Origin of the sequence: Streptomyces sp. NPDC000348, from assembly GCF_042898795.1 — a bacterium.
Taxonomy (GTDB): domain Bacteria; phylum Actinomycetota; class Actinomycetes; order Streptomycetales; family Streptomycetaceae; genus Streptomyces.
On sequence record NZ_JBIAZD010000010.1, the window covers coordinates 62,605 to 80,280 of the forward strand.

Annotated in this window: 17 protein-coding genes and 1 riboswitch; of the genes, 6 read left to right on the forward strand and 11 right to left on the reverse strand. The window is 72.1% G+C overall.

The annotated features are described in order from the left end of the window. Positions 1-19: 19 nt before the first annotated feature. From ACFY3N_RS20685 to ACFY3N_RS20700, 4 genes are all read right to left on the reverse strand, one after another. Positions 20-1,309, reverse strand: a complete 1,290-nt coding sequence (locus tag ACFY3N_RS20685; protein WP_390818147.1) for a bifunctional 3,4-dihydroxy-2-butanone-4-phosphate synthase/GTP cyclohydrolase II — start codon at positions 1,307-1,309, stop codon at positions 20-22. Beyond that, positions 1,306-1,950, reverse strand: a complete 645-nt coding sequence (locus ACFY3N_RS20690) for a nicotinamide riboside transporter PnuC (RefSeq protein ID WP_390818148.1) — start codon at positions 1,948-1,950, stop codon at positions 1,306-1,308. The genes ACFY3N_RS20685 and ACFY3N_RS20690 overlap by 4 nt, the downstream gene beginning before the upstream one ends. Continuing rightward, a complete protein-coding gene (locus tag ACFY3N_RS20695; RefSeq protein WP_390818149.1) occupies positions 1,947-2,561 on the reverse strand; it encodes a riboflavin synthase in 615 nt (204 codons plus the stop codon). The genes ACFY3N_RS20690 and ACFY3N_RS20695 overlap by 4 nt, the downstream gene beginning before the upstream one ends. Positions 2,562-2,705: 144 nt before the next feature. Further along, positions 2,706-2,836: riboswitch (FMN riboswitch) on the reverse strand. A 284-nt stretch (positions 2,837-3,120) separates the two neighbouring features. After that, complete coding sequence (locus ACFY3N_RS20700) at positions 3,121-3,282, reverse strand: hypothetical protein (protein ID WP_390818150.1); 162 nt, start codon at positions 3,280-3,282, stop codon at positions 3,121-3,123. Between ACFY3N_RS20700 and ACFY3N_RS20705 the strand changes: the two genes are divergently transcribed. Next, positions 3,281-4,039 carry an SDR family oxidoreductase gene (locus ACFY3N_RS20705; RefSeq protein WP_390818151.1) on the forward strand — a complete coding sequence of 253 codons (759 nt, stop codon included), beginning with the start codon at positions 3,281-3,283 and terminating at the stop codon, positions 4,037-4,039. The genes ACFY3N_RS20700 and ACFY3N_RS20705 overlap by 2 nt on opposite strands. A gap of 196 nt (positions 4,040-4,235) precedes the next feature. Here the strand turns inward: ACFY3N_RS20705 and ACFY3N_RS20710 are convergent, their stop codons facing one another. The 3 genes from ACFY3N_RS20710 to ACFY3N_RS20720 all read right to left on the reverse strand — a co-directional run bounded on the left by ACFY3N_RS20710 (position 4,236) and on the right by ACFY3N_RS20720 (position 7,483). Beyond that, on the reverse strand, positions 4,236-5,288 hold the full coding sequence (locus ACFY3N_RS20710; RefSeq protein WP_390818152.1) for a LacI family DNA-binding transcriptional regulator: 1,053 nt from the start codon (positions 5,286-5,288) through the stop codon (positions 4,236-4,238). A gap of 90 nt (positions 5,289-5,378) precedes the next feature. Next, positions 5,379-6,251 (reverse strand): PfkB family carbohydrate kinase, encoded by an 873-nt coding sequence (locus ACFY3N_RS20715; RefSeq protein WP_390818153.1) that lies wholly within the window; start codon positions 6,249-6,251, stop codon positions 5,379-5,381. A gap of 230 nt (positions 6,252-6,481) precedes the next feature. Next, positions 6,482-7,483, reverse strand: coding sequence for an SIS domain-containing protein (locus ACFY3N_RS20720; RefSeq protein WP_390818154.1), 1,002 nt, complete (start codon positions 7,481-7,483; stop codon positions 6,482-6,484). 361 nt (positions 7,484-7,844) lie between these two features. Between ACFY3N_RS20720 and ACFY3N_RS20725 the strand changes: the two genes are divergently transcribed. The 3 genes from ACFY3N_RS20725 to ACFY3N_RS20735 are packed head-to-tail and all read left to right on the forward strand — an operon-like array spanning position 7,845 to position 10,911. Further along, positions 7,845-9,164 carry an ABC transporter substrate-binding protein gene (locus ACFY3N_RS20725; RefSeq protein ID WP_390818155.1) on the forward strand — a complete coding sequence of 440 codons (1,320 nt, stop codon included), beginning with the start codon at positions 7,845-7,847 and terminating at the stop codon, positions 9,162-9,164. 29 nt (positions 9,165-9,193) lie between these two features. Next, on the forward strand, positions 9,194-10,081 hold the full coding sequence (locus ACFY3N_RS20730; protein WP_390818156.1) for a carbohydrate ABC transporter permease: 888 nt from the start codon (positions 9,194-9,196) through the stop codon (positions 10,079-10,081). Continuing rightward, complete coding sequence (locus tag ACFY3N_RS20735; protein ID WP_390818157.1) at positions 10,075-10,911, forward strand: carbohydrate ABC transporter permease; 837 nt, start codon at positions 10,075-10,077, stop codon at positions 10,909-10,911. The genes ACFY3N_RS20730 and ACFY3N_RS20735 overlap by 7 nt, the downstream gene beginning before the upstream one ends. Positions 10,912-11,346: 435 nt before the next feature. Here the strand turns inward: ACFY3N_RS20735 and ACFY3N_RS20740 are convergent, their stop codons facing one another. After that, positions 11,347-11,916: a transposase gene (locus ACFY3N_RS20740; protein WP_390818158.1), complete on the reverse strand. Its 570-nt coding sequence runs from the start codon at positions 11,914-11,916 to the stop codon at positions 11,347-11,349. Between the two features lie 63 nt (positions 11,917-11,979). After that, a complete protein-coding gene (locus ACFY3N_RS20745) occupies positions 11,980-13,170 on the reverse strand; it encodes an ROK family transcriptional regulator (protein WP_390818159.1) in 1,191 nt (396 codons plus the stop codon). A 151-nt stretch (positions 13,171-13,321) separates the two neighbouring features. On the opposite strand from ACFY3N_RS20745, the gene ACFY3N_RS20750 reads away from it, so the two are divergent. Further along, complete coding sequence (locus tag ACFY3N_RS20750; protein WP_390818160.1) at positions 13,322-14,527, forward strand: MFS transporter; 1,206 nt, start codon at positions 13,322-13,324, stop codon at positions 14,525-14,527. Here ACFY3N_RS20750 and ACFY3N_RS20755 read toward each other — a convergent pair. Then, positions 14,487-14,945 carry an acyl-CoA thioesterase gene (locus ACFY3N_RS20755; protein WP_390818161.1) on the reverse strand — a complete coding sequence of 153 codons (459 nt, stop codon included), beginning with the start codon at positions 14,943-14,945 and terminating at the stop codon, positions 14,487-14,489. The two genes, ACFY3N_RS20750 and ACFY3N_RS20755, sit on opposite strands and share 41 nt — an antisense overlap. 174 nt (positions 14,946-15,119) lie before the next feature. Here ACFY3N_RS20755 and ACFY3N_RS20760 point away from each other — a divergent pair, with 174 nt between their 5' ends. Then, on the forward strand, positions 15,120-16,523 hold the full coding sequence (locus tag ACFY3N_RS20760; RefSeq protein ID WP_390818162.1) for a uracil-xanthine permease family protein: 1,404 nt from the start codon (positions 15,120-15,122) through the stop codon (positions 16,521-16,523). Here the strand turns inward: ACFY3N_RS20760 and ACFY3N_RS20765 are convergent. Continuing rightward, positions 16,505-17,632 carry a glycoside hydrolase family 6 protein gene (locus tag ACFY3N_RS20765; RefSeq protein WP_390818327.1) on the reverse strand — a complete coding sequence of 376 codons (1,128 nt, stop codon included), beginning with the start codon at positions 17,630-17,632 and terminating at the stop codon, positions 16,505-16,507. The genes ACFY3N_RS20760 and ACFY3N_RS20765 overlap by 19 nt on opposite strands. Positions 17,633-17,676: the final 44 nt, after the last annotated feature.

The following is a 17,676-nucleotide window of genomic DNA, read 5'->3' on the forward strand; positions in this document are numbered from 1 at the left end:
TCTCTCCTCGGTGGTTCTGTTACTGGTTGCCGCAGGCGGGCACGGTCGGCGTGTCCAGCCAGGGCAGGTCGTGGCCCATCCGGTCCCGCTTGGTGCGCAGGTAGCGGAGGTTGTGCTCGCTCGCGGTGACGGGCATCGGCTCGCGGGCGGTGACCTCTATGCCGTGGCGGGCGAGCGCGTCGGCCTTGTCGGGGTTGTTGGTCATCAGGCGGACGCGGCGGACGCCGAGGTCGGCGAGGATCTGCGCGCCGGCGCCGTAGTCGCGGGCGTCGGCGGGCAGGCCGAGTTCGAGGTTGGCGTCGAGGGTGTCCCGGCCGCGCTCCTGGAGTTCGTAGGCGCGCAGCTTGGACATCAGGCCGATGCCGCGTCCCTCGTGGCCGCGCAGGTAGACGACCACGCCCCGGCCCTCGGCCTGGATGCGGTCCAGGGAGGCGTCGAGCTGGGGGCCGCAGTCGCAGCGCCGGGAGCCGAAGACGTCGCCGGTGAGGCATTCGGAGTGGACGCGGACGAGGACGTCCTCGCCGTCGCCGATGTCGCCGTGGACGAGGGCGACGTGCTCGACGCCGTCGACGGTGGAGCGGTAGCCGTACGCGGTGAAGGCGCCGTGGGAGGTGGGCAGGCGGACCTCGGCCTCGCGGCGGACGGTGGGTTCGGCGGAGCGGCGGTAGGCGATCAGGTCCTCGATGGAGATGATCGTCAGGCCGTGCTTGCGGGCGAACGGGATCAGCTCGGGCAGCCGGAGCATGGTGCCGTCCTCGCCGGCGATCTCGACGATGGCGCCGGCCGGGCGCAGGCCGGCGAGGCGGGCGAGGTCGACGGCGGCCTCGGTGTGGCCGTTGCGCACCAGCACGCCGCCGGAGCGGGCGCGCAGCGGGAAGATGTGGCCGGGGCGGACGAGGTCCGACGGTTCGGCGGTGCCGCTCGCCAGCAGCCGGAGCGTGGTGGCCCGGTCGGCGGCGGAGATGCCGGTGCTCACTCCGTGGGCGGCGGAGGCGTCGACGGAGACGGTGAACGCGGTCTTCATCGACTCGGTGTTGTCGTCGACCATCTGCGGGAGGCGCAGCCGGTCCAGTTCGTCGCCCTCCATGGGGGCGCAGATCAGGCCGCGGCACTCGCTCATCATGAAGGCGACGATCTCGGGGGTGGCCATCTCGGCGGCGATGACGAGGTCGCCCTCGTTCTCGCGGTCCGCGTCGTCGACGACCACGACCGGGCGGCCGGCCGCCATGTCGGCAATGGCCTGCTCGACCGGGTCGAGCACGAGGTCCTCGGGGCCGTCGGTGCCGTACAGGATCGGTGCCGCGCTCATGCCGGCGCTCCCTTCAGAGCGGGCCGCGCGTCCTCGCGGGAGCGCAGCCACCAGTCGCGCAGTCCCCACAGGACGAGCGCGCCGTAGATGACGTAGACGAAGCCGGAGAAGGCGAAGCCGTTGGCGAAGTTCAGGGGGACGCCGACGAGGTCGACGAGCAGCCAGGCGAACCAGAACTCGACCATGCCGCGGGCCTGCGCGTACATGGCGACGATGGTGCCGACGAAGATGTAGGCGTCCGGCCAGGGGTCCCAGGACAGGGACGGGTAGGCGGTGAACAGCCCGCCGACGGCGAGCGTGCCGAGGACGGCGCCGCCGAGCAGTGCGGCGCGCTCGCGCCAGGTCGCGAACCGCACGGCGACGGAGCCGTCCTGCGCCTGCCGCCGGCCGCGGTTCCACTGCCGAAAGCCCCAGGCGGCGACCAGCATGACGACGATCTGCTTGCCGGCGCTGCCCGAGAGGTGGGCGGTGGTGAAGGCCGCGAAGAGGATCAGGCCGGAGACGAACTGGGCGGGCCAGGTCCAGAGGGAGCGGCGCCAGCCGAGGGCGAGGGCGATCAGACCGACCACGTTGCCGATCATGTCCGACCACTTGATGTGCTGGTCGAAGAGGGTGAAGGCCTCGGAGTTGAGCCAGCTCATCGGGAGGCCCCCTCACCGGTGGCGCGGTCGCCGAGCATCCGCTCGACGTACTTGGCGATGACGTCCACCTCGAGGTTGACCGGGTCGCCGGGCTGCTTGATGCCGAGCGTGGTCAGGGCGAGGGTGGTGGGGATGAGGCTGACGGTGAAGAAGTCGGGCCCGGCGTCGACGACGGTGAGGCTGATGCCGTCGACGGTGATGGAGCCCTTCTCCACGACGTAGCGGGAGAGGCCGGCGGGGAGGGAGATCCTCACGATCTCCCAGTTCTCCGACGGCTCGCGCCCGAGGATCTCGCCGGTGCCGTCGACGTGCCCCTGGACGATGTGGCCGCCGAGGCGGGAGCCGACGGCCGTGGGGCGTTCGAGGTTGACGCGGGAACCGACGGCGAGGACGCCGAGGCTGGAGCGCTTCAGGGTCTCCGCCATGACGTCGGCGGTGAACTCGTCGCCCTCGTGCTCGACGACCGTGAGGCAGACACCGTTGACGGCGATGGAGTCGCCGTGCTTCGCGCCTTCGGTGACGACGGGGCCGCGCAGCCGGAAGCGACAGGCGTCGTCGAGGGTCTCGACGGCGGTGATCTCGCCCAGCTCTTCGACGATTCCGGTGAACACTTCCCGGGTCCTCCTGCCTCTTCGGGCACGGACTCCGGGGCTGTCGATGACGACAGAAACCGCGGACGAGGACACCGGGACGGCACCGGACAGGGCTCACCTCGACGGCGAACCGGTACGGCGACGCGCATGGATGCCCGCCCGCCGCGCACTGCCTCCCATCCGGACTTTAACCGTCGGTCCAGGAATTTCACCTGGTCAACCGGTCGCTGGAGGCGACCGGGTCGCGGACTGTAACCGCCGGTTCGGACTTTCACCGACCCCGGAGTGCGCTGCTACTGGTACAGGGCCAGTGTGCCACGACCGGCCACCCTCCATGCGGGCGGGAGGTGTGGAGTGGCTCACAGGAAGTGACACGGAGACCGCCGAGGGTGGCGCGAGGGGCAACTTTTTCCCACGGCCTTTCCCTGACGGTCCGTGAGTTGGTCCACACTTGTTGACGTCGTGGTCTAGTCCTCTTAGGGTCCGAGCCACCTTCCGTGACGGGGCCGGGGAGCCGGCCGCCCCTCGCAGGACCGGCCCGGCGGTGGTGACGACGGCCCTTGCCCGCCGCCGGGCCTCACCACGCGCGGATGCGCCCGGCGGCGTGTCCGGTGAAGCTGGAGGGCGTACGACGTCGGCCGGCACGGCCGACGTCACATCCGGCGGTGGCCGGTCCGTCCTGGTTGACGCGGGGCGCTCCGTCGGGGAGCGCCGGGTGCCCGAAGGGACGGAACAGCATGAGCACGATCCTGGTGACCGGCGGTACCGGCACGCTCGGCCGGCACGTCGCCGAACGGCTGCGGGCGGACGGGCACGAGGTGCGGGTGCTGAGCCGGCACGCGCGGCCGTACGCCGTCGACCTGCGCGAGGGCGGGAGCGGGCTGGACGAGGCCGTCGCGGGCGTGGACACGATCGTGCACTGCGCGACGTCACCGCGCGGCGGCGATGAGAAGGCCGCACGGAACCTGATCGCGGCGGTCCGGCGGGCCGGGGTGGGACACTTCGTGTACATCTCGATCGTCGGTGTCGACCGGGTGCCGTTCGGCTACTACAGGTCCAAGCTGGCGGTGGAGCGGCTGGTCGAGGAGTCAGGGCTGGGGTGGACGGTGCTGCGCGCCACCCAGTTCCACGACCTGGTGCTCACGGTCCTCCAGGGCATGGCCAGGCTGCCGGTCCTGCTGCTGCCGGCCCGGGTGAAGGACCAGCCGGTCTCCGTCACCGAGGTCGCGGACCGCCTGGCCGAGCTGGCCCAGGGCGCGCCGGCGGGCCGCGTCGACGACATGGGCGGTCCGGAGGTCCGGACGTTCGACTCCCTGGCCCGCGCGTATCTGAGGGCCACGGGCCGCCGCCGTGCGGTGGTGAAGGTCCCGCTGCGCGGCGCGGCCTACGACGCCTTCCGCGAAGGCGGTCACCTCGCCCCGGAGCGGGCGGTCGGCAAGGGCACGTTCGACGAGTACCTGAGGGAGCGGTTCGGAACCGGTGTCGCACGCCGCTGACCGGCGTCGGCCCCGGCCGGAACCGGCGGCCCCGTACGGAACGGCCGTCCGGGCACCGGGGCCCGGCCCCGGGCCCCGGTCGACCAGGCCGTCGAGCGCTCAGACGCCTGGACGCCGCCTTCGACGATGACGGTGCCGAACAGCCCGTTCCCGTGCTGCCGGCGTCGGGCCCGCCACCAAGGCCGGCGTGCGGCCTTCACGCCCGGCCGGAGGGCGCCGCCACCGACGAGCGGTCCACGAAGCGGGCGCGCAGGGTGTGCATCTCTCGGCGGGGTTCGGCTCCCCCGAGGACGTCGAGCAGCACCTCGGCGGCCGTGGACCCGAGCTGGTGCACCGGCTGTTCGATCATGGTCAGCGGTGGCACCATGACCGCGGCCCAGGCGCTGTCGTCGAACCCGATCAGGGACACGTCACCGGGGCACGACAACTCCCGTGCGCGGATGGCGCGCAGCGCACCGGTGACGCCGTCGGTCTCGGTGCAGAACAGCGCGGTGACGCGGTCCGGGAGGTCGAGCATCCGGGCGACCTCCCGTGCCGCCCGCTTCTCGACCTTCGGCCCGACCATGACCAGTTCGGGGTCGAAGGGGATGCCTGCGTCGTCGAGCGCGTCCAGGTATCCGCGCAGGCGCTCCCCGTCGGTCCACAGATTGCGGGACGCGGCGGCGATCAGTTCCCGGCGGGTCGCGGGAGCCTTGTCCACCGGTGGGCCCCAGACGAATCCGATACGTCGGTGACCGGCCGCGATGAGCTTCTCCACCGCCTCGCGCGCCGCGTCCCGGTTGTCGATGACGACGGCGTCCAGATCGAGCGAGGGCACCGCGCGGTCGACGAGGACCACCGGGATTCCGCGGTCGAGGGCCGTGCGGATGTGGCCGACCGAGGAGTGGTCGACCGCCGCCGACGCGACGATCATGCCGTCGACGCGCTTGTCGATGAGGACGTCGGCCGCCGCCACCTCCTCGTCGAGCCTCTCGTACGTACTGACGACCAGCGTGTCGAATCCGCGGGCGCGGGAGGTGTCGCAGATGCCACGTACGACACCCGCGAAGAACGGGTTGCCGATGTCCGCGACGATGACCCCGAGGGTGTGGGTCACCCCTGTCGACATGCTGCGGGCCAGCGCGTTCGCTCGATAGCCGAGCTTCTCGGCCGCGGCGAGCACCCGCTCCTTCAGCTCCGGGCTGACGTATCCGTATCCGCCGAGCGTGCGGGCGGCGGTCGCCCGGCCGACCCCGGCTTCCGCGGCCACCTCGGAGATCGTCGGGGGCGCCGACGGGCGGGGCCGCTCTCCTGGCATCGCTCGGTACCTCGCTTCTCGTGATCGACGGCTGTCCACATGCTAGACACAGCCGGTGGGCCTGCCGCGGCCGAATGCCGCCTCGGTGAAGCACTGGTCGTGGGCGGCGTCCGCGCCGTCGTGCAGCGCGCGTTCCAGCTGGTGACGGTCGGGCGGGGTGGGCCTGCGCCATCCCGCGCGCAGCAGTGACACCACGAACCCGGCGAGGAAGGCGTCACCGCAGCCCATCGTGTCGACGAGGGGTGCCCCGTCGTCCAGGGGACGGGCCGGCGCCGCCACGGTCGTACGGCCGTCGTGGGCGACGGCGCCCTCGGCTCCTCGGGTGGCGAGGGCGAGTCCGGCGCCGCGTCGCACCGCCTCGGCCAGCAGGTCGTGGGTGGCCGTCTCGTCCAGGTGGGAGCAGGACAGCAGCACGAGGTCGGCGTACGGGCAGACCCGGTCCAGGTAGGCGGGCGTGCGGTACTCCTCCTCGCTGGACAGGTCGAAGGTCGTGAGCGTGTCGAGCCCGGCGAGCTTGGGCAGTTCGCCCTCGCTGCCCGAGTACACGCTGGAGTGCACCAGGTCGAAGGAGGACACGTAGGCGAGCAGGCCGCTGTCGAGGACCAGCGGCTCGCGCACGGTGACGCCGCCTCCGTTCCAGCCGAGGAAGACGCGGTCGCCGGAGTCGACCCGGAGGGTGGACACGCCGCTCTCGCCGTCACGCACGGCGCAGTGGTCGACGGCCACCCCGGTGTCCGCGACCGCCTCGCGCAGAAAGCGGCCGAGGGCGTCGTCGCCGAACACTCCGAGGTACGCGGCCTCCAGGCCGAGGCGTCTGGCGTAGACGGCCACGTTCACGCTGTTGCCGCCCGGGTAGTCGACGCCGCGGTCGACGAACCGGTCGACGATGTTGTCGCCGAAGCCGAGGACTCTCATGGGTTCTCCTGTGCGCTGGCCCGGCACGCCACGGGGCGGGGGCACGGACGGGCGCCCGGCACCGGACTCGGTGCCGGGCGGCGGGTGCGAGCTGTGGACTGCGGAGCGTGCGGAAGCGAGACGGCGGTCGTGCGCCGCAGTCCCCGGACGGGATGAGGACGCCGCACGGGGGCGCGCCGGCTGCTGCCGCCGGGGTCCTTCCCCCGTGCGGCAGCGGCCGGCCGCGTGTCTCAGTAGTCCATGACGCGGTAGTAGCGGCGCAGGTCGAGCGAGTGTCCGCGCACCCGCTCCAGGTGCTTGCTGACCCGGCCCATGACGGTGTCGAGCACCAGCGGTGCGAGCAGGCCGCGGAACTCCGGGCTGATGCCGGGCAGCGGGTAGTCGCGGGTGTCGAAGACGGTCACGTCGCGGGAGATGCGCTTGGCGAAGGCCTCGACCCGGTCGGTGAGGGCGCGGGTCTCGTCCTCTCCCTGGAAGACGAGCACGCTCGTGCCCTCTTCGAGGAGTTCCAGGGAGCCGTGGAAGAACTCGGCGCTGTGCACGCGGGTGGTGCGCAGCCACTGCATCTCCTCGAGGATGCACATGGAGTACAGGTAGGTGAATCCCCACAGGTTCCCGCCGCCGACCAGGAAGTGGTAGTCGGTGTCCTTGTGGGCCTCGGCGAAGGCGGCGGCCCCCGGCTCGGCCTGCCGTGCCACGTCGAGGAGGATGCCGGGCAGTCCGGCGAGTTCGTCGGCGAGCTTGTCGTACCTCTCGAACTCGCCCCGGCGCGCGAGCAGCCGCCCCATGAGCAGCAGCATCTGCGGGTCGAAGGGCCATGCCTTCGGCTCGGAGACGAGGGCCACGTCCACGCTTCGGGCCACGGGGGACTCGGCGTAGCCCGTGAACCCGACGGTGCGAACACCCCTCGCCCTGCAGTACTCGATGGCCCGGAGGCTGTCCTCGGTGGTGCCCGACACCGAGGTGAAGACGGCGACCGAGCGCTCGCCGAGCGTCGCCTCGGCCCCGGTGACCAGCTCCGCCGCGATGACGGCGTGGACGGGCAGCGTCGAGGTGCGGCGGGCGAGTTGTTCGTACGGCCACATCTGGGCGTAGGTGCCGCCAGCGCCGACGAGGAAGAGGTTGTCGAAGCCGTCGTCCGTGAGGCGGTCGGCGAGTTCCTCGATCCGGGGGCGCAGGGCCACCGTGCTCGCCAGCTGGGAGAGGAATTCCGGCTCGTCGAATCCGAGCATCTTCGCGTCCTTTCGAGAACGGGTGCGGCCGGCGGCGCTGAGCGACCTGATACCGGTATCACGCGGGCCACACGCTGACACAGCGCATCGACGGCGTCAACAGCGGCGAGGTGTCCACAGACATGCACCCTCGTCGGAAGTCGGCTCTGAAGTGCTATTTCATCAATCCGAACGGAGGGAAGCGGTCACGTGGCGGCACACCCCCGCATCTTCCCGAAGAAGATCTTCGCTCCGGCTCTGGTACCGGTATCAGATTCTCTGTACAGTCGCCGCACGCCAGCGGCCGTCCCCCCGGACACCCCGCAGCGGATCCGACGCGCCCGCGCCTTCGGCGGGCCCTCCCAACGACGAAAGGACGCCCATGCGCGCACGTGCACTGACGCGGTCCGCAGCACTCCTCGGGGCCTCGGCACTCGTCCTCACCGGCTGCTTCGCCGGACCGGCGAAGGGGCCCGCGGCCGACGTGACCGCGAAGCCGGAGTACTCCGGCACCCTGAGCATCCTCACCAAATTCGCGGGCGAGCCCCTGGAGCCCTACTTCGAGGACCTCGCCGCCGCGTACGAGCGCAAGCACCCGAAGGTGAACGTCGAGCTGATCCAGGAGACCGACCAGAGCATCAAGGACAAGACCAAGACACTCACCGCGTCGGACGCCCTGCCCGACGTCTACTTCACCTGGACGGGCACGTGGGCGGAGAACTTCATCCGCGGTGGCCGCGCGGCGGACCTCACCGAGGTGATCGGCCCCGACACCGCGTGGGGCAGGACCTTCGGTGAGTCGGCGCTGTCGGCGTTCGCCCACGACGGCCGCCACTACGGCATCCCGCTGTACAACAACGGCAAGTTCATGGGCTACAACAAGTCGGCCTTCGACAGGGCCGGCGTCGACGTGCCGAAGACCTTCGAAGAACTGATCGCCGCCTGCCCGGACCTGCGTGAGGCCGGCTACGAGCCCATCGCCTTCGGCAACAAGGACGGCTGGCCCGCCCTGCACTACCTCCAGCAGCTCTTCGCCCACAACGTGCCGGCCGACGTCCGCGAGGCCGACTACGAGCCGAAGACCGCCGCGTGGGACGACCCGGGCTACTCGAGCGCCCTCAAGCAGTTCAAGACCCTGGTGTCCGACTGCACCGACACCGGACGCGGCACCAACGGCGTCCTCTACACCTCGGCGCAGGAGGCCTTCGGGCAGGGCAAGGCCGCCATGTACTACCAGGAGATCCTGGAGTTCGACAACACCACCTCCGGCGGCACTCTCAAGCCCGGAGACCTGGGCATCTTCCCGCTGCCCGCCGCCGCCGAGGCCAAGGGGGACCCGAAGGCCGTCGAGGGAGCACCCGAGGGTTACTTCGTCAACGCCCGGTCGCCGCGCGCGGCTCTCGCCGTCGACTTCATGAAGTTCGTGACGAGCACCGCCCACGCGAGAACCCTGTCCGCACCGCCCTACGGCCAGCCGAGCACCGTGGTCGGCGCGGTGACGCCACAGACGTCCAGCAAGGCCGTCCAGGAGGGGATCGACCTGGTCAACAAGGCCCCACGGCTCGCCGGCTGGCTGGACATGGTCACCGCGCCGGAGGTCGCCGATGCGTGGCTGGCCGGCGGCGAGGCCCTCATCAGCGGCAGCAAGTCGCCCGAGCAGGTCATGGACAGCGTGCGCCGGGCCTCCGACTCCGCCAAGTGACCGGCGCGGGCTGAAGGGAAATCAATCCGGTGCGCACTCTGTACCGAAGAGCAGCCGGGCTCGCGTGGACCGTGCCGGCCCTCGTCCTGCTCGCGGTCTTCGTCTACCTCCCGCTCATCCAGAACTTCGGTTACTCCACGCTGACCTGGGACATCTACAGCGGCAGCCAGCAGTTCGTCGGCCTGGACAACTACCGCGACCTGTTCGCCGACCCGGTCTTCTGGACCTCCTTCACCAACAACCTCTGGTACGCCCTGCTGTCGATCGTCTTCCAGGTCTTCGGCGCCCTCCTGCTGGCCGCACTCGTCGAGAGCATCCGCAGTACGCGATGGCAGCGCGCCCTCCGGACGATCTACTTCATCCCCTCCGCGATCTCACTGACCGTCGCGGGACTGCTCTTCTACTTCGTCTACGAGCCCAACCTCGGCCTGCTCAACCATGTCCTGGAGGCGGTCGCGCCCGGCACGTTCGACCACGCCTGGCTGGGCCAGGAGAGCACCGCCATGACGGCGGTCATCGCGATGAGCCAGTGGCAGGGCTTCGGCTACTCGACGCTGCTGTTCGCCGTCGCCATCCAGCGGATCCCCGCGGAGCTCCACGAAGCGGCCGCCCTGGACGGCGCAGGACCCGTCCGCCGCTTCTTCCGGGTCACGCTCCCGCTCGTGCGGGAGATGACCGGGCTCATGGTCCTGGTCACCGTGTCGGGCGCCTTCCAGGTGTTCAACGAGGTCATGGTGATGACCAGCGGCGGACCCGACAACTCGACCCACGTGCTCGGCACGTGGCTGTACCGCAACGGATTCGTACGCAACGACTTCGGCCACGCCGCGGCCATCGGCACCGTGATCTTCGTGATCACCCTCACGATCGCGATGGCGCAGCTGTGGTTCACCCGGAGAAGAAGGGTGGAATGGTGAGCCGTCTCGGCTTCCTCGGCGTGATCGCGCGCCTGTTCATGTGGGCCTTCCTGCTGAGTCTCGCGGTCGTGGTGCTCTATCCGCTGCTGTGGATGGTCCTGAACGGGTTCAAGACCAACGCCGAACTCTTCGGCAACCCCTTCGCGCTCCCCACCGACCTGAGCTTCGGCAACTACCGCGACGCGTGGAACCGCGGCGTCAGCGACTACCTCGCGGCCAGCGTCCTGGTCACGGTGACGTCCACGGTGGCGACCGTCTTCATCAGCGCCTGGGCGGCGTACGGACTGACGCGGGTGGACATCCCGTTCAACAAGGTGCTCACCGCCGTCGTCCTGGGCGGCCTCATGCTCACCCCGACCGTCGCCCTGGTGCCGCTGGTGCGCATGTTCCAGTCGATGGGCCTGTACAACAGCTTCTGGGCACTGCTCATCCTCTACACGGCCTTCCGTGTCCCCTTCACCACCTTCCTCATCCGCGCCTACATGATCGACCTGCCGCGCGAGGTGGACGAGGCGGCACAGATCGACGGGGCCGGCCGCTGGACCGCGTTCTGGCGGATCATCCTGCCGATGTGCAAGCCCATCATCACGTCCACCGTCCTGCTGCACGTGCTCTTCGCCTGGAACGAATACCTGTTCGCCATGGTGTTCACCAACGGCAGTGACGTGCAGACCCTGCCGGTCGGCCTGACGAGCCTGATGAGCAAGCACGGCACGGACTTTCCCGTCGTGTTCGCCGGCATGGTGATCGCCGCTGTCCCCGTCGTGCTCCTGTTCCTCTTCGGCCAGCGCTACATCGTCAAGGGCCTGGCCGACGGCGTCGGCAAGTGAACCACTCCCCCGGCACGAATGGAGAACCCCATGCCGATCGCCCGTCAGGTGAGGTTCTCGCGGAGTGCTCCCTCCAGTACGCGGGTGTTCCGGTCGACAAGGGCGATACGCCGGCCCGGCGTTCCTGACGGCTCAGGGCCGTCACCGGGCGCCCGCCGAACCGGATGGTCCCGACCTCGGGGTCGCAGAAGGCGGGCGATCAGCGAGAAGGGAGTGTTCTCGCCGGCACCCGAGTGGCGGCGAGGGCTACGAGTCCGCGGCACGGTCCAGACCGCCCCTCATGGGACCGGCCGGCCGGGGACGCGGGTGAAGCGGACGTGCACCGGCTCCAGCGCGGGCGGCGTGCCCGGTGGGGGTGGGCCGGGGATCGCGCGGGCGGGCGGCCGCGCGGCCGCCCGGTCCCGTGCCGCCGGATCCGTAAGCCCTCCGGCACGCTCATGGACATGGGGCCGTCGCCGCGCCGGCCCGGGGAGGTCTGCCAGGTCGGCGGGCGTGCCCGGTCGTCGGACAGCGGAGGGATCCTGCTGGTCGGTCCGCCCCGCGAGCGCCCCGGTGTCTCGTGGCCACCGGCTTCCTCACGCGTCCCGCCTCCTTGTGCGGGAAGTCGCGCGGCGGCCGGCGGCGGGCCCCGGCGGCATGCCGGTGGGCCCGGCAGGAGGTGGAGCCGATGTTCACCTCCCACTCCCGCCCACGCCGACGGCTCTCCTCCCGCGCCGTCCTGGCCGGGCTGCCGTCCGGGGCGGCGGCATCGGCCTCGATCTGCAGCTCGCTCCGGATCCGTCGCCGGGCGCCGTCCGCGGGCCGGCGGCGACGCCGCTCATAGACGGTCTGCCAGGGACCGTGGCGCTCGGGCGGATCCGGCCACGGCACACCGGTACGGGCCCGGAACAACACCCCGTCGATCGCTCCGCGGTGATCGGCCCACTGCACGCCCGGCCTGCCGTTGGCCGGCAGGAACGACTCGATCCCCTGCCACTGCGCATCCGTGAGCTCATGCCGCGCCATGAGGTGCACCTGCCCAGCCGAAGCACCGACCCACCCGGCCCAGCAAGAGCCATCAGAAACGACCTAGTGCCCGGGCGCGCCGAACAGTTCGTCCTGGGCCCGGTCGCGGGCCGTCAGGAGGGCTCCGCGGAGCACCGCGCCGCCGCCCAGGGTGCTGGGCCGCACGTCGGCGGTCAGGGGTGAGAGGGCGGCCAGGCGGTCCCGCACCCGCGCGGCGAGTGCCTCACCGCCGGCCTGGCCGACCTCGCCGCCCAGGACCACGTGGCCGGGGTCGAGCAACGCGACCACCGAGGCGACGCCCACCGCGATCCGGTCGGCCAGGATGTCGAGGAAGCGCGCCTCCGGGGAGGCGGGCCCGGCCGTCGCGACGGCGGTCCGCACCGCTCCCGCCGCCGGCGGCTCGGTCCCCGGCTCCGCCACGACGCCGTGCTCCTCCGCCAGCCGGGCGACCGCCGTCGCCCCCACCAGGGAGTGGAAGCCGCCCTCGCAGTCGGTGGCCGACGGCAGGCCGCTCGTGCCCGGGACCGGGAGGAAGCCGATCTCGCCCGTGCCGCCGGAGGCGCCCCTGCGCAGGGCGCCGTCGAGGACCACGGCGGCGCCGGTGCCGTGCCCCAGCCACAGCAGCACGAAGGTGTCCCGGTCGCGGGCCGCTCCGTCGCGCTGCTCGGCCAGCGCGGCGAGGTTGGTCTCGTTCTCCACCCTGACCCGGGCCTCGGGGAACCGCTCCTGGAGTGCGGCGACCAGGCGCCGGTGCCACTCGGGCAGGCCCGTGGAGTCGCGCAGTTCGCCGCTCGCGGGGTCGATCAGCCCGGGCGCCCCGATCCCGACGGTGTGCAGCCGGTCGGCGCCCGCCTCCTTCACCGTCCGCTCGACCAGCGTGACCGCCTGTTCGACCGCCGGTCCGGTTCCCGCGTCCCCGGTGATGGGCAGGGCGGCCTCGGCCAGTACGTCGCCGACGAGGTCCGACACGACCACGGTGACGCCCTCGGTGCGGACGTCCAGCGCCGCCAGGTGCGCCCGGTCCGCGACGATGCCGTACAGCTTGGCGTTGGGGCCGCGCCGCTGCTCTCCCGCCTCGCCGGCCACCGCGATGAGCCCGGCGGCGGTGAGCCGCTCGACGAGGTCGGCGACGGTCGGCCGGGACAGCCCGGTCAGCTGCTTCAACTGCCCTGCGGTCAGCGGGCCTTCCTGCTGGAGCAGACGCAGGGCGAGCCGGTCGTTGATGGCTCTGGCGGTGCTCGGGGATGCGGCCATGCCGGGATCCTTCCAGATCGGCGGAACCGGTCGGCACGAGAACCGCGGCGCGGTGCGCGTGGGACGGGTCGATGCCCCATATCTTTCAGGCAGGGTCCCTGATAGTTTACGGCGGCGCAGGCGGAAACCGACGGCCGGGAGGGGCGGGACGATGAGCGCAGTGGTCCATCGACAGCGCGATGTGAGGCGGGCGCGGTACGCCGTGGCCGCCGTGTTCGCCGTGCACGGCGCCGTCACCGGCTCGTTCGCCACCCGCATCCCCTGGATCCAGGACCACGCCGGGGTGAGCGCCGGGCAGTTGGGCCTCGCGCTCGCCTTCCCCGCGCTCGGGGCGTCCGTCGCGATGCCGCTCGCGGGAAGCGTCAGCCACCGCTTCGGCGCCCGCACGGCGCTGCGCGGTCTGATCGCGATGTGGACGCTCGCGCTGGTCCTGCCGTCGGTCGCGCCCAACCTGCCGACCCTCTGCCTGGCCCTGTTCCTCTACGGCGCCACGGCCGGCATGTCCGACGTGGCGATGAACGCGCTGGGCGTGGAGGTGGAGAACCGGCTCGACAAGTCGATCATGTCCGGGCTGCACGGCATGTGGAGCGCCGGCGCCCTGGTCGGCTCGGCGGCCGGCACGCTCGCCGCCCACCTCGGCTCGGACGCCCGGCTGCACCACGCGCTCGCGGCCGCCGTCCTGACGGTGGCGGGCGTGACCGCCTGCACCTGGGTGCTCGATCTGCAGCCCGCCCAGGACGAGGAGCCGCCGCCGCGGTTCGCGCTGCCGCCCCGCTCCGCGCTGCTCATCGGCGCGATCGGTTTCTGCGCGGTGTTCGCGGAGGGCGCGAGCCTGGACTGGTCGGCGGTCTACCTGCGCGACCGGCTGGAGACCTCGGCCGGCCTCGCGGCGGCCTGCACCACCGGCTTCACGCTCACCATGGCGATCGCCCGGATCGCCGGGGACCACGTGGTGGACCGCTACGGCGCCGTGCGCACGGTCCGCGCGAGCGGTGTCGTCGCCCTTCTGGGCGGGCTGCTGATCGTCTTCGCCGAGCACCCCGCGACGGCGATGGGCGGGTTCGCCCTGATGGGGCTCGGCATCGCGGTGGTCGTGCCGCTGTGCTTCGCCGCCGCCGGCCGCAGCGGCTCCAACCCGAGCCTGGCCATCGCGGGCGTGGCGACCATCACCTACACCTCGGGGCTGATCGCCCCGAGCGCGATCGGCCTGCTGGCCCAGGCGACCAGCCTGATGGTGTCGTTCGTCCTGGTGACGGTGCTCTCGTGCGGCATCGCCGGCTTCGCGGGCGTACTGCGCGCGGGAGACCGCACGAAGATCACGCGTCCGGACGCAGCAGTTCCCGAGCCCCGTCCCTGAACGCCTCGCTCCAGGGCGCCGGGCGCAGGGTCGCGGCGTCCAGCCGCACCAGCACCCGGCTGCCCCGCGCGTAGGTCACCGCCCCGTCCGCCGAGCAGAAGCGGAAGCCGTACGTGAGTCCGGTCCTGCCGAGCCGCTCCAGCCACAGGTGGACCGCGTACGCACCGGCGCGGGTCACCGGTGCCTCGTAGCCGATGCGCAGCTCCCGGACCGCGTTGCAGGCGTCGCCGGCCGCCGCCCAGTCGCCGTCGAAGCGGACGCCCTTCTCCTGCCACAGCTCGGTCCACGCCCGCTCGACCAGCAGCGGATAGCGGGCGTTGTGCAGCAGTCCCAGCGCGTCGAGGTCGTCGAAGTGGACGGTCACGGGGATCAGCCGGCCGTACGACAGGGCGGGGGCGAGCGGGGCTTCGGCGGTCACGGGTGGGACTCCTGGGAGGTACGGGACGGGTGCCGCCTCCATACAACAGCGGCGCGCCCTCATCCTAAGCAGACGCTCAGCCGGGCCGCCCCGCCCGCCCGCCTGTACGAAGCACCGCTGCTCAGCCCGCACAATGGTGCGGACACGCTGCACATACGACGAAAGCGACAGCCCATGGATCTCGGCGTCCGCTGGACACTGCACGGCGACGGACGCACCCCGGCCCCCGGCGCGGTGGTCCGCCCCGACGAACGGCTCTCCTGGCCCCGCACGGCGGGCCTGGGCGCCCAGCACGTCGTGGCGATGTTCGGGGCGTCCTTCGTCGCCCCGGTGCTCATGGGCCTGGACCCCAACCTGGCGATCATGATGTCGGGTGTCGCGACCGTCGTCTTCCTGCTGGCCACGCGCGGCCGGGTGCCGAGCTACCTCGGCTGCTCGCTCTCCTTCGTCGGCGTCGCCGCGGTCATCCGGGCCGACGGCGGCTCCAGCGCCACCGTCACCGGCGCGGTGTTCGTGGTCGGGGCCGCGCTGTTCCTGGTGGGCCTCGCGGTGCGGCGCTTCGGGGCGCGGATCATCCACGCCGCGATGCCGCCGATCGTGACCGGCGCGGTGGTGATGCTGATCGGCTTCAACCTGGCGCCGGTGACCGCCTCCACCTACTGGCCGCAGGACCAGTGGACCGCCCTGTCCGTGATGCTGTTCACCGGTCTGGCCGTGGTCTGCCTGCGCGGCTTCTGGTCCCGGATCGCGATCTTCCTCGGGCTGGTCTTCGGGTACGCCCTCTCCTGGGCGCTCGACCGGGTCTTCGGCAGGATCCACTCGGCGGACGCGAGCGGCCAGGTCACCGACCACTGGCGGCTGGACCTGTCCGGGGTGGGCCAGGCCGACTGGATCGGCCTGCCGACCCTGCACGGCCCGTCCTTCGAGTGGTCGGCGATCCTGGTCGCCCTGCCGGTGGTCATCGCGCTGATCGCCGAGAACGCGGGGCACGTCAAGGCGGTCGGCGAGATGACCGGCGACAACCTCGACGACAGGCTCGGCACGGCCATCTCCGCCGACGGTGTCGGCTCCATGCTGTCCACCGCGGTCGGCGGCCCGCCCAACACCACCTACTCCGAGAACATCGGCGTGATGGCCGCGACCCGCGTCTACTCCACGGCCGCGTACTGGGCCGCCGCCGGTTTCGCCCTGCTGTTCGGTCTCTGCCCGAAGTTCGGCGCGGTCGTGGCGGCCGTCCCGGGCGGTGTGCTCGGCGGGATCACCGTCATCCTGTACGGCATGATCGGCCTGCTCGGAGCCCAGATCTGGATCAACGCCAAGGTGGACCTGCGCAATCCGCTGAACCTGGTGCCGGCCGCGGCGGGCATCATCATCGGCGTCGGCAACGTCTCGGTCGAGTTCACCGACACCTTCTCGCTCAGCGGCATCGCGCTCGGCACGCTGGTCGTCATCACCGGCTACCACGCGCTGCGCGCCTTCGCGCCCGCCCACCTCAAGACGCAGGAGCCGCTGCTCGACGAGGGCACGTCCTCCTACGACACCGAGGGCACCGAGGGCGATCAGCGCGCCAGGTCGTAGGCGTACGACGGGCTGAAGGTGCCCGGCGTCCCCTTGCAGCCGTCGGACTCGCCCGGCAGCTTCACCCAGAGGTAGGCGTCGATGCCGGCCTCCCCGGTGCTCAGCGTCGGGGTCCGGCCGAGTGCGCGGCCCGCGGGATCGCACCATGCGCCGTCCGCCGGGGCACCGTTGCCGTTGCGGCTGGTGTCGATCACCGCGCCGAGGCCCGGCGGGCCGTCGAGCACGGCCCGGTCGTAGGCGACCTCGTCAGCGGTGGCGTGGAAGTTGGAGACGTTGCTGAAGACGCCGTCGGAGGAGGCGGCCGAGGCGGCCCCGGCCTGCCGCAGCAGGGCGGCCTGTTCGGCCGGGGCGTTCCAGCCGGAGTGCCCGGCGTCGAAGTAGACCCGCGCCCGGGGGCCGGCGTCCTTCAGCACCCGGCCGGCGCGGGCCAGTGAGGCGAAGCGGTCGGCGCGCTGCTTGGCGGAGAGGCACTCGGACTGGGCGATCGCGTCGGGCTCCAGGACCACGATGACCTCGCCGTCGCCCAGTCCGGCGGCGAACCGGTCGATCCAGACGTCGTAGGCGGCCAGATCGGGCGCCCCGCCCCGGGAGTGCCCGCCGCAGTCACGGTCGGGGACCGCGTACGGCACGAGCACGGGCACCCGGCCCTGCGCCGCACCGGCCGACGTGACGGCACGCACCCGGGAGGTGATCGTGTCCGGGGAGTAGTCCGCGAACCACACGGCCGCCGGCTGGTCGGCTATCCGGGACTCTATGACCGCGCGGCGCGGGTCGTCGGGGTGGGCCCGCACCCAGTCCAGGACCTGGGACTCGGGGTGGCGGTGGAGGCGGGTGGGGACGGGGGCGGCCTGCCGCTTCCTCACGGCCCCGGACGCGGACGTCTTCGGGCTCGCCTTCTCCTTCGGCCTCTCCTTCGGACCGGCCGTGGGAGAAGGGGACTTCGTCACCGACGGCGAGGGCGACGGCGCCGGCACGACGGGCAGCGGTTCCGGGCGGAGCGAGGAGGTCGCCCCGGGGCGCGCCCCGTCCGCGCCGCGTCCGTCGCCGGCCGCCGACATCATCCCCGTGGCGGTGCCGACCGCGACCACCACGGAGGCCGCCGCGACCATCGCGCCGCGCCGGGCGGCACGCCGGCGCTCGGCACGCCGCGCGG

Coding starts and splice junctions, on each gene's coding strand:
- ACFY3N_RS20720 (WP_390818154.1), bottom strand. CDS start 7,483: ATGCTCGGATTCGACGAGCCGGAATTCCTCTCCCAGCTGGCGAGCACG.
- ACFY3N_RS20700 (WP_390818150.1), bottom strand. CDS start 3,282: ATGCTGTTCCGTCCCTTCGGGCACCCGGCGCTCCCCGACGGAGCGCCC.
- ACFY3N_RS20765 (WP_390818327.1), bottom strand. CDS start 17,632: ATGGTCGCGGCGGCCTCCGTGGTGGTCGCGGTCGGCACCGCCACGGGG.
- ACFY3N_RS20735 (WP_390818157.1), top strand. CDS start 10,075: ATGGTGAGCCGTCTCGGCTTCCTCGGCGTGATCGCGCGCCTGTTCATG.
- ACFY3N_RS20760 (WP_390818162.1), top strand. CDS start 15,120: ATGGATCTCGGCGTCCGCTGGACACTGCACGGCGACGGACGCACCCCG.
- ACFY3N_RS20705 (WP_390818151.1), top strand. CDS start 3,281: ATGAGCACGATCCTGGTGACCGGCGGTACCGGCACGCTCGGCCGGCAC.
- ACFY3N_RS20685 (WP_390818147.1), bottom strand. CDS start 1,309: ATGAGCGCGGCACCGATCCTGTACGGCACCGACGGCCCCGAGGACCTC.
- ACFY3N_RS20725 (WP_390818155.1), top strand. CDS start 7,845: ATGCGCGCACGTGCACTGACGCGGTCCGCAGCACTCCTCGGGGCCTCG.
- ACFY3N_RS20745 (WP_390818159.1), bottom strand. CDS start 13,170: ATGGCCGCATCCCCGAGCACCGCCAGAGCCATCAACGACCGGCTCGCC.
- ACFY3N_RS20690 (WP_390818148.1), bottom strand. CDS start 1,950: ATGAGCTGGCTCAACTCCGAGGCCTTCACCCTCTTCGACCAGCACATC.
- ACFY3N_RS20715 (WP_390818153.1), bottom strand. CDS start 6,251: ATGAGAGTCCTCGGCTTCGGCGACAACATCGTCGACCGGTTCGTCGAC.
- ACFY3N_RS20750 (WP_390818160.1), top strand. CDS start 13,322: ATGAGCGCAGTGGTCCATCGACAGCGCGATGTGAGGCGGGCGCGGTAC.
- ACFY3N_RS20740 (WP_390818158.1), bottom strand. CDS start 11,916: ATGGCGCGGCATGAGCTCACGGATGCGCAGTGGCAGGGGATCGAGTCG.